The 14182-nt window shown below is 66.4% G+C and carries 16 protein-coding genes; 6 read left to right on the forward strand and 10 right to left on the reverse strand.

Annotated elements, in window-relative coordinates:
* Window positions 1–11 precede the first annotated feature (11 nt).
* The 10 genes from ACZ9YD_RS12835 to ACZ9YD_RS12880 all read right to left on the reverse strand — a co-directional run bounded on the left by ACZ9YD_RS12835 (window position 12) and on the right by ACZ9YD_RS12880 (window position 8930).
* Window positions 12–500, reverse strand: a complete 489-nt coding sequence (locus ACZ9YD_RS12835) for a hypothetical protein (RefSeq protein ID WP_465075638.1) — start codon at window positions 498–500, stop codon at window positions 12–14.
* Complete coding sequence (locus ACZ9YD_RS12840; protein ID WP_465075639.1) at window positions 497–1855, reverse strand: FliI/YscN family ATPase; 1359 nt, start codon at window positions 1853–1855, stop codon at window positions 497–499. The genes ACZ9YD_RS12835 and ACZ9YD_RS12840 overlap by 4 nt, the downstream gene beginning before the upstream one ends.
* On the reverse strand, window positions 1852–2523 hold the full coding sequence (locus tag ACZ9YD_RS12845; protein ID WP_465075640.1) for a FliH/SctL family protein: 672 nt from the start codon (window positions 2521–2523) through the stop codon (window positions 1852–1854). Before ACZ9YD_RS12845 ends, ACZ9YD_RS12840 begins: the two co-directional genes overlap by 4 nt.
* Window positions 2524–2547: 24 nt before the next feature.
* Window positions 2548–3171 carry a hypothetical protein gene (locus ACZ9YD_RS12850; protein WP_465075641.1) on the reverse strand — a complete coding sequence of 208 codons (624 nt, stop codon included), beginning with the start codon at window positions 3169–3171 and terminating at the stop codon, window positions 2548–2550.
* Window positions 3172–3174: 3 nt separating this feature from the next.
* The gene (locus tag ACZ9YD_RS12855; protein ID WP_465075642.1) at window positions 3175–3966 is read right to left on the reverse strand and encodes a hypothetical protein; all 792 of its coding nucleotides are present in this window, start codon (window positions 3964–3966) and stop codon (window positions 3175–3177) included.
* A 16-nt stretch (window positions 3967–3982) separates the two neighbouring features.
* Window positions 3983–4405 carry a hypothetical protein gene (locus tag ACZ9YD_RS12860; protein WP_465075643.1) on the reverse strand — a complete coding sequence of 141 codons (423 nt, stop codon included), beginning with the start codon at window positions 4403–4405 and terminating at the stop codon, window positions 3983–3985.
* 36 nt (window positions 4406–4441) lie between these two features.
* Entirely contained in the window at window positions 4442–4765 is a 324-nt protein-coding gene (locus tag ACZ9YD_RS12865; protein ID WP_332077946.1) for a hypothetical protein, read from the reverse strand.
* Between the two features lie 67 nt (window positions 4766–4832).
* Window positions 4833–6089 (reverse strand): FHA domain-containing protein, encoded by a 1257-nt coding sequence (locus ACZ9YD_RS12870; RefSeq protein ID WP_465075644.1) that lies wholly within the window; start codon window positions 6087–6089, stop codon window positions 4833–4835.
* A gap of 84 nt (window positions 6090–6173) precedes the next feature.
* Window positions 6174–8228, reverse strand: a complete 2055-nt coding sequence (gene sctV, locus ACZ9YD_RS12875) for a type III secretion system export apparatus subunit SctV (RefSeq protein ID WP_465075645.1) — start codon at window positions 8226–8228, stop codon at window positions 6174–6176.
* A 276-nt stretch (window positions 8229–8504) separates the two neighbouring features.
* The gene (locus tag ACZ9YD_RS12880; protein ID WP_465075647.1) at window positions 8505–8930 is read right to left on the reverse strand and encodes a FliO/MopB family protein; all 426 of its coding nucleotides are present in this window, start codon (window positions 8928–8930) and stop codon (window positions 8505–8507) included.
* A 69-nt stretch (window positions 8931–8999) separates the two neighbouring features.
* Between ACZ9YD_RS12880 and ACZ9YD_RS12885 the strand changes: the two genes are divergently transcribed.
* The 6 genes from ACZ9YD_RS12885 to sctT are packed head-to-tail and all read left to right on the forward strand — an operon-like array spanning window position 9000 to window position 13825.
* The gene (locus ACZ9YD_RS12885; protein ID WP_465075648.1) at window positions 9000–10109 is read left to right on the forward strand and encodes a sensor histidine kinase; all 1110 of its coding nucleotides are present in this window, start codon (window positions 9000–9002) and stop codon (window positions 10107–10109) included.
* Between the two features lie 3 nt (window positions 10110–10112).
* A complete protein-coding gene (locus tag ACZ9YD_RS12890) occupies window positions 10113–10709 on the forward strand; it encodes a response regulator transcription factor (RefSeq protein WP_465075649.1) in 597 nt (198 codons plus the stop codon).
* Entirely contained in the window at window positions 10702–11766 is a 1065-nt protein-coding gene (gene sctQ / locus ACZ9YD_RS12895; protein ID WP_465075650.1) for a type III secretion system cytoplasmic ring protein SctQ, read from the forward strand. The genes ACZ9YD_RS12890 and sctQ overlap by 8 nt, the downstream gene beginning before the upstream one ends.
* Before the next feature lie 3 nt (window positions 11767–11769).
* A complete protein-coding gene (locus ACZ9YD_RS12900; protein ID WP_465075651.1) occupies window positions 11770–12777 on the forward strand; it encodes an EscR/YscR/HrcR family type III secretion system export apparatus protein in 1008 nt (335 codons plus the stop codon).
* On the forward strand, window positions 12774–13040 hold the full coding sequence (sctS, locus tag ACZ9YD_RS12905; RefSeq protein WP_232117257.1) for a type III secretion system export apparatus subunit SctS: 267 nt from the start codon (window positions 12774–12776) through the stop codon (window positions 13038–13040). The genes ACZ9YD_RS12900 and sctS overlap by 4 nt, the downstream gene beginning before the upstream one ends.
* Window positions 13040–13825 carry a type III secretion system export apparatus subunit SctT gene (gene sctT, locus ACZ9YD_RS12910; RefSeq protein WP_465075652.1) on the forward strand — a complete coding sequence of 262 codons (786 nt, stop codon included), beginning with the start codon at window positions 13040–13042 and terminating at the stop codon, window positions 13823–13825. The genes sctS and sctT overlap by 1 nt, the downstream gene beginning before the upstream one ends.
* Window positions 13826–14182: the final 357 nt, after the last annotated feature.

Here is a 14182-nt window from a genome sequence, read left to right on the forward strand (position 1 = left end):
GGTATCGGTGTCTACTGCTGCCGCGCTGCCATGTAGCGCGCCTGCATCAGGTCTTCGTTGGTCGCCTCTTCCTGCCGTTCGAACAGCCCGCGCTGTTCGCGTTTCCACAGGTCGCGGCGCTTCTCCAGTGCGTCCTGCCGACCCTTGGCGCGGAAGAACGCATCGCGCGCCTCCTGCAGTACTGTCTCGGCCTGTCGCACGGCGTCCTGTGCTTTCGACAACCGTTGCTGCGCACCGACGATCTGCTCACCGAGCAGGTCGATGTGTGCCTCGCGCTGCGTCAGCGCGGCTGGCCACGGCACGCCGGACGGTGGCGGATCGAGCAGACGCGCGCGATGCCCACTGCGGTCGCGCTCCAGGCCTGTCAGTTCGCCCTGCACACGCGTGCAGGCGTCGATGCATTGCTGCAGCGCGCGCTGTTGTTCCAGCACCAGCATGCGCGCGGCCTCGGTGCGATGCTCGCGCAGTTGCAGCAAGGTCTGCAGCGGATAGCGTTTCATCCGAACAGCTTCCGCAGCGCGCCGGACGACGTATCGAACGGCACGAGTTCGTGCTCGGACTGCTGCAGCAGGGCGCGGATCGGACCGATCTTCTCGATCGCGATATCGGCGTCAGGATCGGTCCCGCGCTTGTACTCACCCAGCTGCAGCAGCAGCTCGATATCCTGGTGCTTGGCCAGATACTTGCGCAGCTGTCCGGCGGCGCGCAGGTGCGGTGTGTCGACCACGCGCGGCATCGTACGGCTGAGACTGGTCAGCACGTCGATCGCCGGGTAGTGGTACGCGGCGGCGAGCTTGCGCGACAACACGATGTGGCCATCGAGGATCGAACGCACTTCCTCGACGATCGGATCGCCGCCGTCCTCGTCTTCGGCCAGCACGGTATAGAACGCGGTGATCGAACCCTTGTCGTTGTTGCCCGCGCGTTCGAACAGCTTCGGCATCTCGCTGAAGACCGACGGCGGAAAACCGCGACGTGCCGGCGGCTCGCCGATCGCCAGACCCACGTCGCGCAGCGCGCGCGCGAAACGCGTGACCGAGTCGACCAGCAGCAGCACGCGCTTGCCCTTATCGCGGAAATGTTCGGCAATTGCGGTACCCACCCACGCGGCGCGGCTGCGCTCGAGCGCCGGGCGGTCGGACGTGGCGACGACGACCACCGACTTCGCGAGCCCTTCGGCGCCGAGGTTGTCGCTGATGAACTCGTTGACCTCTCGGCCGCGCTCGCCGACCAGCACGATGACATTGATGTCGGCGTCGCCGCCGCGCGCCAGCATGCCCAGCAAGGTGCTCTTGCCGCCGCCGGCGACGGCGAAGATGCCGATGCGCTGTCCTTCGCCCGCTGTCATCACCGCATCGATCGCGCGCACGCCGGTCGAGAACGGACGGTCGATGAGCTTGCGCGACAACGGGTTGGGGGATGCGGCGTAGATCGGTCCGTCGACGGTCGCGCCCAGCGAGCCCTTGCCGTCGATCGGCAAGCCATGCGCATCGAGCACGCGTCCCAGCAGGCCATCGCCAACGCCGACCGAGGCCTGCTTGCCGGTCGCATAGACCTCGGTGGTCGACGCGATGCCATCCAGCGGGCCGAGCGGCGTCAACAGTGTGTGCTGGCGCGCGACGCCGACCACTTCGGCGGCCAGCTCGAACTCGCTGTTACCGGGATTGCGCAGATAACAGAGTTCGCCGATGGCCGCGCGCAGACCGGTCGCCTTGATCAGCGTGCCGTAGGCTTCGCTGACGCGACCCACACGCTCGATCGCCTGGACCTGGCCGAGCGCATGCAGCAGCGGATCGCTGGCCACCGCGCCGGCGCCGAGATCGTCGAGCAGGGACAGGGTCGGCCCGGGATTCATGCGCTCGCCGCCGCGCTCGCCTGCGCCAGCGCCGTCCGGATCGCCTCGATCTGCTGACTGACGCCCGCGCGCACTTCACCGGCTTCCGAGACCACCACGCAGCTCAGCGGATCCAGGCTTTCGTCATCAACCAGCTCGATCACGCCGACGCCCGGATGTGCCTGGCGCACGGCGCCGAGACCCAGCTCCACGCCGGCACGCGCATCGGGGTGAACGCGGATCATCAGAAACTGTTCGGCCTGAGCGGATTCGACCGCGCGCATGACCAGCGCAGGCACCACCTTGGCGGCATCGAAATCGGGCGCGATACGCGTCACGATCGCGCAGGCGAGATCGCCGATACGGCCGACCGCATCGCCCAGCACGCGCGCACGACGCTCGTTGAGCGAGGCGAGCTGTTCGGTCATCTGCTGCTTCACGCGCTCCAGGCCTTCCGCGAATCCTTCTGCGTAGCCCTGCTCGCGTGCTTTCTGCACATCCGCCTGCGCGTCGTCATAGAGCGCGTTGACCCGCGCCAGCAACGTGTCGAGCTCGGACAGCGACTGCCACTCCGCAGCGCGCACGATCGGCGCGGACACGCCGCGGCGGAACTCGCGACGTTCGAACACCACGGCAGCGCCTGGCGCGCGTCGGGTCGGAGAAACGGATGCGGCGTCGGGGGTCGGCATGCAGGCTCCGGAATGAGGAATGGATCAGGCCGCGACGGCGCGATTCTGATGATGGGTATGGACGACGAGCAGCGGCTTCTCCGGCAGATGCGCGTTGGGAAGTTCGCCTGGCGGATACACCAGCTGCGCCCAGTCGGCGAACGCCGGCTCGCGTTGCCGCGCCCAGGCCTGCAACTCGGCGCGCCCCTGCAGCTCCAGCGTCTCGAACAGGCGTGGACCGAATGCATCACCACTCGCCAGGGACGCAGCCAACGTGGACGCGAGGCTGGCCTGCAGCGATGCATCGACTTTTGCGTCCCACACGCTGCGATCCAGTGCCAGCAGATAGCTGCTGGCCAACACGGCCTTGATGCGCTTCACCGCATCACGTCCGACTTCCGCACGGATCGCTGGCGCGTACGCCAAGACCCCGAGATCGCGATGCAGCGCATCCAGTCGCGCGCGCGGCCAGCGCGCGACAAGCGCGGAACACCCATCGGGCGACGGGGCCAGCAGATGCGCGGCAAAACCTTCCGCCAAGCATCCGGCCAACAGCCGGCGCCCCAGACGGCTGGCTCTGGCGCGCTGCAGCAGCGCGTCATCCATATCGTCCTCGCCGGCACCATGCCAATGCGGATCGACCCCGGCGAGCAGCGCATCCAGCGACATGGATCAGCCCTGCCAGCGTGCCGGCGGAGCCTTCTCCGCAGTCGCGGGCTTGCGAGCCTTCAGGCGGCCGGCAAATGCGAACGCGACGGCCAGCAAGGCGACGACCAGCGCCGCGATCACGATCGCCATCGGGCTCACGGCCGACAACGCCATCGCGGTGCCGCTCGACGACGCGGCTTCAGGCGGGGCCGGCATCGACACGAATTTCACCGAGACCTGATTGATGTCGGTCAGGCCTTCGACGCCATCCTTGACCACGATCTTGATGTCGGCCTCGCGGTCACGGACGTTGGCTCCCGGCTGTTCGAAGATCCACACCGCCGCAGACGTTTTGCCGTTCGAACCGCCGAGCGGATCACGCTCGGGCAGTGCGAGATGCACACGCGCCTGCGCGACACCCGGCAGCATCGTCAACGTCTGCGTGATCTCCTGCTGCAACGCATGCAGATATCGCCCACGCTCGTCGGTCGCCGACGATGCGAAGCCCTCTTTCTTGAAGATGTCGCCGAGGTTCTGGTAGTTCTCCCGCGGCAGCCCGCGCGAACCGAGTATCGCCATCGCCTGCGGAATGTCGCCCTCGGAGACGAAGACGTCCCAACCCACCTTGGTTGCGGACGGCTTCTTCTGCGCCTGGATGCCTGAGCCGATGAGCGCGCCCATCATCTCGTTGGCCTGGCGCTCGTCGACGGCGCTGTAAAGCGCGGTGCCACCGCACCCGGCGAGCAACAGGCAGGCGAGCAGCATGCCCATCCACGCGGACCATCGTTTGGTTACGCAGGGTTGTGAATCGCGCATGCCGGTCACCTCTCGATCAGGACTGCTGGCGGAACAGCTGCGAGATGCCGTCGGACGTCCGGTTCGCGACGTTCGAGGTCATTTCGCACTGGAACAGGAAGTGGTGCGATTTCATCGTCATTTCGATGACCTGGCCCGGCGTGAGTTCACCGGAGTTCTGGGTCATCGTCTTGGCGAGGTCCTGGATGCTCGCGGCGCCACCGTTGAGGTTGTCCATCGCCGACATCACCATGCGCATGCCTTCGGAAGGCTCCGATGCACCCGTGCTGGCGACACCCTGCGTGGCGTTGGCAGACGCTGCAGAACTCGTGCCTGCGCGGTCCATCGCCTGTGCGAACTGTCCGACCTCGTACGCGGCGGCCACCGGCTGGTTGGCGCCGGCACCCGATGCTCCCTGTGCCGCGGCTTCGAGCCCAACGGCCTGGATCGCGTCGACCATGATCTTCTCCTTGCTGCTGTTGTTTGCGGGAGTCGCTTACTGCTTGCGGCCCAGCGTTTCGAGCGCCTGGCCCACGCTGTTCTGCGAGGTCGATGCGTTGTTGGACAGGAACTGCATGCGCAGGCTCTCGGCGGTCAGCTGGACCACGTTCGACGGCTGGTCGCCGCCTTGGCCGATGACATCGGAGAGATTGGTGATCTTGGTCGCCTGCTGGTCGAGGGTCTGGCCCCACGCGCGGGACATGGCTTCATACCAGCTCGACGAGCTTGCACCGCCGCCGCCCTTGCGAACGCCGTTGTCACCCTGCATCGAAGCGCGGCCGATGAAGCTGCCGATCTGGTCATTGGAAATCGTGGTCATGGAAGTACTCCTTGCGACGGTCTGAAAGTGGATACAACGTTGAATTGAGTTCGAACTGTGTACGACTTCAGTGATTCGACGACGCGGGTGCGCGCCCTGGATCGGCGGTCGGTGCCTGTGCGACACGGATACCGGAACTGACATTGGCGACCACCGACGCGAAACGGGGATCACCGGCGTCCGTGCCCTCGCCGCCCGCATTCGCGGTAGCGGTCTGCGCGGCGTCTTCGGGTGACGGCGGCGGGCCCGGGATGACCTTGGTCAGCTGGCCATCGGCGCCGAGCACGTGGGCGAACTCGCCGATCGAAATCAGCTTGCCCTTGCCGGGAATCATCTCGCCGGTGACGAAGCGCTGGCCCTCGGACGACAGCAGATGCGGATTCTCACCGCGCACGATCTGCACGATGTGCGCCTCCGGCGGCGCCTGCGGCTGTTCGGCCTCGCCCTGCGACAGCAGACCGGTCGGCGTGCGCGGCAGGATGCGCTGCACCCCCGGGATGTCGGCGATCGCACGCGACTGCGCGAGACGCTCGATCTCCGCGCCGTCCTTGAAGTCACCGACCACCTCGACATCGCCATTGCCGACATACCGCGCCTGCACCGGAATCGACTGGCCGCGGAACATCTCGGCGACATCGCCTGCGATGTGCTCACCGGTGCGGATCTGCAAGGTCGCGTCGATGTTCTCGGCGCGCACCTGATTGCGCAGACGCTCGAGCGTTGCAGTGTCGTCGACCGCACCGGTCACGTTCGCGCCGCCCTTGGCGCCGTCGGTGATCTGCACATTGGCGACGCGATGTTCCTGCAGCAACGTGGCCAGACGTTCGCGCTGGTCCGGCCCTTGATCGGGCGCAGGCAACACGGCCGCGAAGATCGCGAGCGACGCGAGCGACAGCGCCGCGATGCCGCCGATCCACGGAAGCTTGCGCACGAAGCCGCTGCGCGGCGCCTGCGCCTCATCGTTCGGCGCGAATACGGTGACGAACTCGTCCCACGCCGGATCGTTCTCGCGGCCGAATGCGATCACCGCTTCGCCGATCCGCACCTGCTGCACGGCGGACAGTTCGACCGGATCGCCGGGATGGATGTCCTGGGCGCCGACTTTCACCGGCGCGTCCAGCGCGCGAACGAGGAAGCGGCCACCCACGAGACTGATCAATGCGTGATGCGCGGCGACGGCATCGTCGGCCAGCACGATGTCGCAGTCCTCGCCGCTGCCGACGAGGATCATCTCTTCGTCGGCCAGCACGCGGCTGGCACCTGCATGCAGGCCATCGACGATGCGCAGCACGTTGTTCGACTGGATTTCGGTGTGTTCGGTCATGTCAGTCCTCTCATCGCCTGCACGGCACCTGCCGCCGGAACTCCGGCGAAGACGGCGCGCACGCCCCGTAATGATGTGGTGAGGTCATGCATTGATCTGGCCCGCCTGCACGATGCGCAGGTCCGGTGCGAGTTCCTGGTAAGACAGCACAGGCAGATCGAAGAAATCGACCTCCATGAGCTTGCGCAGATGCCGGCGCACATCTAATGAGCACAGCAGCACCGGCTTGACGCCTGCCGCCTGACGGCCCAGGTGCGCACGCACCTCGTTGCCGAGACGACCGGCCAGTTCCGGCGAGATCGCAAGCTGGCTGGCACCGCCCGCCACGCGGACCGATTGCCGCAACTTGTCCTCGAGTTCCGGATGGATCAACAGTACATGGAGCGTGCGCTCATGATCTGAATAGCGATCCGCGATCTCGCGCTTGAGCGCAACGCGCACGTATTCGGTCAACAGCACCACGTCCTTCTCGCGGCCGCCGACATCGGTGATCGCTTCGAACGCATCGCGCAGATTGCGCACCGGCACGCCTTCTTCCGACAGGCGACGCAGTACATCAGCCACGCGCTGTGGCGCAACGACGCGCAGCATTTCCTTGACCAGATCCGGATAGTCGCGCTGCATCTTCGCGAACAGGTTCGAGGTTTCCTGGATGCCGAGGAAACCGCCCATGCGCCGACGGATCGCCGCGGTCATGTGCGCACCCAACACCTCGAGCGGCGGCTGGGTGCCTTCGCCACTCTGCACCCAGTCACCTGCAATGACGGCGGGATAGAAGCCGGGCAGCTTGTTCGCATTCGTCGCGGTGGCCGCCTGCGGCTGTAGCACCGCATCGCTGCGCAGGCGACCGGTCGCGATACGCGCGCCGAACGCGGTCAGCCGGTATTCGTCCTCGCCAAATGTCGACACGATGCGCAACGACGGCACCGGCACCGGCACGCCGTATTCCTCGCGCAGGCGCTGGGCGATATCGACCGCGCGCGCTTCGAGATTGTGCGCACCCATCGACTGCGCCAGCAGCGGCGAGACCTGCAGCTGCAGCGGCGCAGGCGGCGCCAGGTCATCGTGATCGACGGAGGCGTGCACGTCGGCCAGCACTTCCTCATCGGTCACGCGGAACAGGCGACGCAGCAGTTCGAACTGGTAGCGATAGTGGTAGGCGCTGAAGGTCAGCAGACCCACGCCGAGGACCAGGAACACCGGCCACGGAAAGCCCGGTACAAGCGTCATCAGCAGCGCGAGGATGCCGGTGATCAGGACCACGCGCGGTTGGTTCGACACCTGCCGGGTAATCGCATCCCCCAGGTGACGATCGTCAATCTCGCCTGTGGTGCGCGTGACCACCAGACCGGCGGCGATCGTCGCCAGGATGGCCGGAATCTGCGACACCAGCCCGTCGCCGATCGTCAGGATGCTGTAGACATGCGTCGCTTCGGCCAAGGGCATGCCGCGCTGCAGCACGCCGATGGCCAGACCACCGAGCAGGTTGATCAGGATGATGACGATGCCGGCGATGGCATCGCCCTTGACGAACTTCATGGCGCCGTCGAGCGAGCCGTGCAGTTGGCTCTCGGTCTCCAGCAGACGGCGCTTGCGACGCGCCTCATCCTTGTCGATCAGACCCGCGCGCAGGTCCGAATCGATCGACAACTGCTTGCCGGGCATCGCATCCAGGGTGAAGCGGGCGGCGACTTCAGCCACGCGTTCTGCACCCTTGGCGATGACGATGAACTGGACGACGGTGATGATCAGGAACACCACCATACCGACGACCAGATTGCCACCGGCCACCAGCGTGCCGAAGGTCTCGACGATGTGGCCGCCTTCGGCGTGCAGCAGGATCGAGCGTGTAATCGCGATCGAGATCGACAGCCGGAACAGCGTGGTCAGCAGCAGCACGCTGGGGAAGCTCGAGAACGCGACGGGCGTGGGGATATAGATGCCCAGCAGCAACAGACCGAAGCCGATCGAGATGTTCACCGCGACCAGGGTGTCGATGATCACCAGCGGCAGCGGCAGGATCATCACGCTGATGATCGTGACCGCCGCGAAGGCCAGGATGATGTCGCTGTAGCCCAACTTGCCGCGGGGCGCAGCGCCGGCGGGGGCGCCGGTCAGGGTGGCGAAGAAGGCCTTCACTGGACCACCGCCATGAGCGCCTGGAACGGCATCACCACGTCACCAGCGCGCGCGCCGAAGCCCACGCCGGAAACGACTGTTCCACACACTCTGGTGTCCATTCGCCGCATAAGCCCCTGCCCTCGTGCGTCACATTGTGCCCTTGTACGATAGTCGGTCTATGTTATCGACAGATCAATTGGATGTTGCAAGGAGGTTCCAGTCGAACTGTGGACTCAGCGTGAAAACGCTTACCGCAGACGTGTCGCGCCAGAAAAACTCAAGCATCACAGTGACTTAACGATCTGCATCGATATTGGACAGTGAATGCGAAGTGGCCACGGACGCCGCTGGTGCGGGGGATTCCAGATCGTCGGCATCCAGATCTGTAATGAACGTCACAGATTGAGCCCCCACGCCAATCGCAAACACCCGGCCGGCGCGAGACTTGACCAGCACCACGCGCTCCCGCGGTCCCACAGGCAGGATCTGCAGCACCGTCAACGGGGCATCCGTGCCCGACAATCCGTACCGCCGTCGTACCACCCGGAGCAGGAACAGCAGGCCCGCGATGATCAGAACGAGTGGAATCACGATGGCGAGCAACTCCCCGACGAACGAATCGCTCGGCGTACGTGCCGGTGGCGTCGCCGCCTGCGCGGACGCGGCCAGCAGCATGGCGGGGGCGATGAGGGCGGAGCGGAAGCGGGCAACGCGGATCATGGGTTCTCGCGGAAGGGGCACCCTGCTGGTGCGCCGTCACGTTAGCAGTCAAACGATGTCGCGCATCGCATGACGCCGCCGACCGGAACCCGTCGCGCGGCCCCGGCGCGCGCCGCTGCCGCGGACGTCGAGGATGGCGCGAAGGCGCTGACCGAAGTCCTCGAAGCCGTCCCTTTCGCCTGCGCCGCATTCGACCGCGGCACCGGCGCGCAGGTGGCCGCCAACTGCCGCTTCGAAGGCGATCTCGGCACTCTGCCCGGCCACGCCCAGCGCGATGCGCTGCTGGCGACGCTGTATGGCGAAGTCACCGGCGAGGCACGCGGCGAGGAAGTGCGCGCGCCCGGCAGCGGGCGTTGGTATGCGCTGCACTGGCGCGACCTCGACTGCGGTGGGCGCGCGCTGTCGCTGCTGACCGCAGTCGACATCAGCGAGCGCATCGAGACCCTGGATTCGCACAAGACGCAGCAGGAAAAACTGTTGTTCACCTCGCGCATGATGTCGGTCGGCGAGATGGCGGCCACGTTGGCGCACGAACTCAACCAACCGCTCGCGGCGATCGTGAACTACCTCAACGGCAGCCTGCGCCTGGTCGACCAGGCCGGCGGCCCGGTGCAAGTCGAGCGTGCGCTGCAGGCTGCGCGCACCCAGGCCGAACACGCCAGCGCGGTGATCGCGCGCGTCCGCGAATTCGTCCGGGCCCGCGAGCCCCGACGCGATGCCCAGGATCTGCCGCTGATCGTGGATACCGTGCTCGAACTGCTGCGGCTGGAGGCCGAACGCCTGCAGCTCCGCGTCGAGCTGGCGCTGGCGCCGCAGCTGCCGCCGGTCTATGCCGACCGGGTGATGGTCGAGCAGGTGCTGCTCAATCTGGTCAAGAACGCGATCGAGGCGATGCGCGAGGTGCCGGCCACGCAGCGTGGCCTGCGCATCGAGGCGCGGGTGAATCTGGATGGCGATGTCGAAGTACGCGTCTGCGATCGCGGCCCCGGCCTGAGCCAGGCCGAGAGCGAACAGCTGTTCTCGCCGTTCTACACCACCAAATCGGACGGGCTGGGCATCGGCCTGGCCATCTGCCGTTCGATCATCGAATACCACGAAGGCCGTCTGTTCTTCGAGGCCAGGGATGGCGGCGGTAGCGTGTTCGGGTTCACGCTACCGACCCCGGACAGGAGGATCTGACGCGTGACCGCGATCTGTGTGTATCTCGTCGACGACAACGACGGCTTCCGCGACTCCACGGCCTGGCTGCTCGAGACCGCCGGGTTCGAGGTGCGTGCGTTCGCATCCGGCGCGGCGTTCCTCACCGTGTTCGACAGCACCCGCCACGGCGATGGCGAGTGTCTCGTCTCTGACATCCGCATGCCGGAGATGAGCGGGCTGCAGCTGCAGGACGAACTGCTGCGCCGCGGCTCCACGCTGCCGCTGGTGTTCGTGACCGCCCACGGCGATGTGCCGCTGGCGGTCGAGGCGATGCGCAAGGGCGCGTCGAACTTCCTCGAGAAACCTTTCAGCGACGATGCCATCGTCGACTCGATCCGCAACGCGCTGCGCCGCGAACGGACGCAGGCGGGCTCACCGCAGGGCGCTGCGCTCGCGAAGTTGAGTCCGCGCGAGCGACAGGTGCTGGATCTCGTCGTCGCCAGCAAACCGAACAAGATCATTGCCGACATCCTCGGCATCAGTATCAAGACCGTCGAACTACATCGGGCCAACATGATGAGCAAACTCGGAGTGCGATCCCTCCCCGAATTGATGAAGGTGGCGCTGGGCCATGGCTGACGCGAACCCTGTGTCCCTCTCGCACGCGTCCTCGCACACGCCGTTGCGCGAGCGCCTGCCGCGGCTCTCGCCGACGCAGGCCGACGTGCTGCGCGGTCTGCATGCGCGCGCCCGGCAATGGACCACGCCGACCGGCATCCTGCGGCTGCGCAGTGGCCGGTCGCCTGCGCTTGCGACCATCGAGGGCGGCGTGTTCGAACTCGATGCCGACGGCACGCGGCTCGCGCTGCAGCTCACCTCGCCCACGCGCACCGATGACGACGGCCTGCACTGGCAGGACCGGCGCGGTCGCGCCCGCGTGCTGGCCTGGAGCCTGATGCACGAGACGACGCTGGTGCAGATCAGCGAAGCGCTCGGCACGTCGCTGCTGCCCCTGCCTGATGCACCGCTCGCGGCGCCTGCGAGCGACGCAATCTGGCTGCAACTCGATTTCGCACCCGCCGATGGCAGCGCCACAGTCAATGGCGCGCTGCGCGCACCCGCCGCATGGCTGCAGGCCCTGCTCGCACGCACGGATGCCGACCCGCGCCCGCCGATGGATCCGGGGCACTGGCGCCAGTTGCCGACTGTCGCGACGATCGCGATCCCCGCCCCGCCGCTGACACGCGCCGACATCCGCAGCCTGCGGCCCGGCGACGTGATCGTGGTGGGACACGTCAAGATGCCACCCCTACACGCCAACGCCGTCGGTCTGCGCTGGCCGGTCCGATCCGGACCGGACGGCTGGCGTATCGACGGTCCGCCCACCCAACGCCCCCGCCACCAGGAGACGCCCCGCATGAGCGAGACCGACGCTACCGAAACGCCGCAGACCGAAGACACGCCCGCCGTCGAAGATCCGTCCGGCCGACTGCCGGTCGAGGTGGAGTTCGACGTGGGCAAGGTCGAGCTGCGCCTGTCGGACATCGCCGGCCTGCAACCGGGCTACGTGTTCGCGCTGCCGGTACACCTCGAAGGCGCCAACGTCACCATCCGTGCCAACGGCCGCGTTGCCGGACAGGGCGAGCTGGTGGCCGTTGGCGATACGCTCGGCGTCCGCCTGCTGTCCTGGAGCTGAGGCATGGATTTCAGCACGTTCTCGCCCGCCCTCGTCCTGGTGACGGTGGTCAGCCTCGCGCTGGCCCCGTTCGTGGCGGTGATGGTCACCTCGTTCACCAAGATCGTCGTGGTGCTGAGCCTGTTGCGCAACGCGCTCGGCCTGCAGCAGGTGCCGCCGAACGTGGTCATCAACGGCCTGGCGATCGTGCTGTCGATCTATGTGATGTACCCGGTGATCCTGGACGTCAACGAAGCGGTGCAGGCGCGGCTCGAAGGACGCCCGCCACCGGCGTCGGTGATGCGCCAGATCGAAGCCCGTGCCGAGCAACAGGCGATTCGCGAAGGCCGGCCGATCGACGTGCGTCCAGCGTCCGCCCCCGCGGCGAGCGAGGCTGGCGCCGATGCGCCCGCGCCGACCAGCCCGGCCGCGGCCGATGCGCTCGCGGCAGAAGCGCAGGCACAGGGCACGCCGGACGGTGTGGACCCGATGTTCGCCAGCGTGCGCGGTGGCTCGAGCAACGATCCACGCGAAGAAGAGGCCCTTGAACAACCGCGCGGCCTTGCGGAAGAAATCACCGGGGGCAGTGCCGGCACGGGCAGCGCGCCCGCCGCAGCGGGCGGCAACTTCGACACCAATCGCATGCTGACGATGATCGATGCGGGCAAGGAACCACTGCGCACGTTCCTGATCCAGCACTCCAGCGATTCCGAACGCGCGTTCTTCCTGCGCAGCGTGCAGCGCATGCTGCCTCCCGAGCGCCGCGATGGCCTGACGCCTGACGACTTCATCGTCATCGTGCCGGCGTTCACCGTCAGCGAGCTCACCGCGGCGTTCCAGATCGGCTTCCTGATCTTCCTGCCGTTCCTGATCATCGATCTGGTGGTCGCCAACATCCTGCTCGCGCTCGGCATGATGATGCTCTCGCCGACGACCGTCTCGCTGCCGTTCAAGCTGCTGCTGTTCGTGCTGATCGACGGCTGGGCCAAGCTCGTGCACGGCCTCGTGCTCACCTATGGAGTGACCACATGAGCGACGTGCTGGAGTTCACCAAGGAAGCGTTGTGGCTGGTGCTGCTGCTGTCCGGCCCGCCGGTGGCCGCGGCCGCGCTGATCGGTCTGGTCGTGGCATTCCTGCAGGCGGCGACACAGCTGCAGGAGCAGACGTTTCCCTATGCGCTGAAATTCCTGGCCGTGGTCATCACACTGTTCGTCACGGCTTCTCTGATGGGCGGCACGCTGTACGTGTTCGCCGACCGCATCTTCATCGATTTCCCCGGCCTCGTCCGACGCTGATGGACTTCGGCACGAACCCGATGTTGGCCCTCGCGCTGACGCTGCCGCGCATCGCCGGCGCTTTCATGATGCTGCCCCTGCTGACCACCGAAACGGTGCCGGCGATGGTGCGCAACAGCTTCATGGTGAGCCTGGCGATCGTTGCGATCCCGATCGCGCTGGCCGGCGCGCCGCCGATCGAAGCCGCCGGCACCGCGCACTGGACCGCGATCGTGCTCAAGGAAACCTTCATCGGCATCTCGATCGGGTTCTGTTACGGCATCGTGTTCTGGGCGATCAGCTCGGCCGGCGTGATCATCGACACCCAGGTCGGCATGTCGATGGCGCAGATCTTCGATCCGATCCAGGGTCACCAGACCTCGCTGCACGGCGAGTTCCTGTCGCAGTTCTCGACGTGGCTGTTCATGGCCAGCGGGGCCTTCATCGTGTTTCTCGATCTATTGATGACGAGTTACACGGTCTGGCCCGTCATGAGTTTTTTCCCGGATCTGAGAATGAGCGGGATGGCGCTGTTCGTCGGGCAATTCGGCTATCTGATGACCGCGATGCTGCTGATCGCCGCGCCGGCGATGGTGATTCTGCTCGTCATCGACCTGTCCTTCGGCCTGGTCAACCGCTACGCCCCGCAGCTCAACGTGTTCGCGTTGACGATGCCGATCAAGGCGTGGCTGGCGACGGCGATCATCCTGTTGATGATCGGAACCTTCGTGGAAATCGTGATGACGCGGCTGGTCGACAACAGCGGGTTGATCGAGGCGCTCAAGCACGCGTTCAGTGCGACGTAAGCGGCCGCTTCAGCGCGCGCTCCGGAATTGAGCTTAGGCTCTGACGTTTCGCTCTGACGTTTCGCTCTGACGTTTCGCTCTGGTTTTTGCTTCGGCTTTTGCTTCGGCTTTTGCTTCGGCTTCGGCTTCGGCTTTGGCTGTTCGCCTTTGACTCGAATCGAGCCGTAAAGCGAGCCGAGCATCGCAGGGCGGCGGGGTCGAAGAGCAGCCCGTGTCTGAGCGCAGCGAGTTTGGGCTGCGTGCCCCGTCGTTCGAGAAGCGCAGGGGACCGCCGCGGCTGTATCGCGGCGGATCGCGTCCGGCGAAGGGACCTTTTGGTTCCTTTTGGGTCCAGCCAAAAGGGACTCGCACGCGCAG

This window comes from Luteimonas sp. AC640a (genome assembly GCF_979256585.1).

Excerpts from the sequence above, each read along its gene's own strand:
- sctQ (WP_465075650.1), top strand. The coding sequence starts at position 10,702 with ATGGCTGACGCGAACCCTGTGTCCCTCTCGCACGCGTCCTCGCACACG.
- ACZ9YD_RS12885 (WP_465075648.1), top strand. The coding sequence starts at position 9,000 with ATGACGCCGCCGACCGGAACCCGTCGCGCGGCCCCGGCGCGCGCCGCT.
- ACZ9YD_RS12900 (WP_465075651.1), top strand. The coding sequence starts at position 11,770 with ATGGATTTCAGCACGTTCTCGCCCGCCCTCGTCCTGGTGACGGTGGTC.
- ACZ9YD_RS12870 (WP_465075644.1), bottom strand. The coding sequence starts at position 6,089 with ATGACCGAACACACCGAAATCCAGTCGAACAACGTGCTGCGCATCGTC.
- ACZ9YD_RS12865 (WP_332077946.1), bottom strand. The coding sequence starts at position 4,765 with ATGACCACGATTTCCAATGACCAGATCGGCAGCTTCATCGGCCGCGCT.
- ACZ9YD_RS12855 (WP_465075642.1), bottom strand. The coding sequence starts at position 3,966 with ATGCGCGATTCACAACCCTGCGTAACCAAACGATGGTCCGCGTGGATG.
- sctT (WP_465075652.1), top strand. The coding sequence starts at position 13,040 with ATGGACTTCGGCACGAACCCGATGTTGGCCCTCGCGCTGACGCTGCCG.
- sctS (WP_232117257.1), top strand. The coding sequence starts at position 12,774 with ATGAGCGACGTGCTGGAGTTCACCAAGGAAGCGTTGTGGCTGGTGCTG.
- ACZ9YD_RS12835 (WP_465075638.1), bottom strand. The coding sequence starts at position 500 with ATGAAACGCTATCCGCTGCAGACCTTGCTGCAACTGCGCGAGCATCGC.
- ACZ9YD_RS12850 (WP_465075641.1), bottom strand. The coding sequence starts at position 3,171 with ATGTCGCTGGATGCGCTGCTCGCCGGGGTCGATCCGCATTGGCATGGT.
- ACZ9YD_RS12880 (WP_465075647.1), bottom strand. The coding sequence starts at position 8,930 with ATGATCCGCGTTGCCCGCTTCCGCTCCGCCCTCATCGCCCCCGCCATG.
- ACZ9YD_RS12860 (WP_465075643.1), bottom strand. The coding sequence starts at position 4,405 with ATGGTCGACGCGATCCAGGCCGTTGGGCTCGAAGCCGCGGCACAGGGA.
- ACZ9YD_RS12840 (WP_465075639.1), bottom strand. The coding sequence starts at position 1,855 with ATGAATCCCGGGCCGACCCTGTCCCTGCTCGACGATCTCGGCGCCGGC.
- ACZ9YD_RS12845 (WP_465075640.1), bottom strand. The coding sequence starts at position 2,523 with ATGCCGACCCCCGACGCCGCATCCGTTTCTCCGACCCGACGCGCGCCA.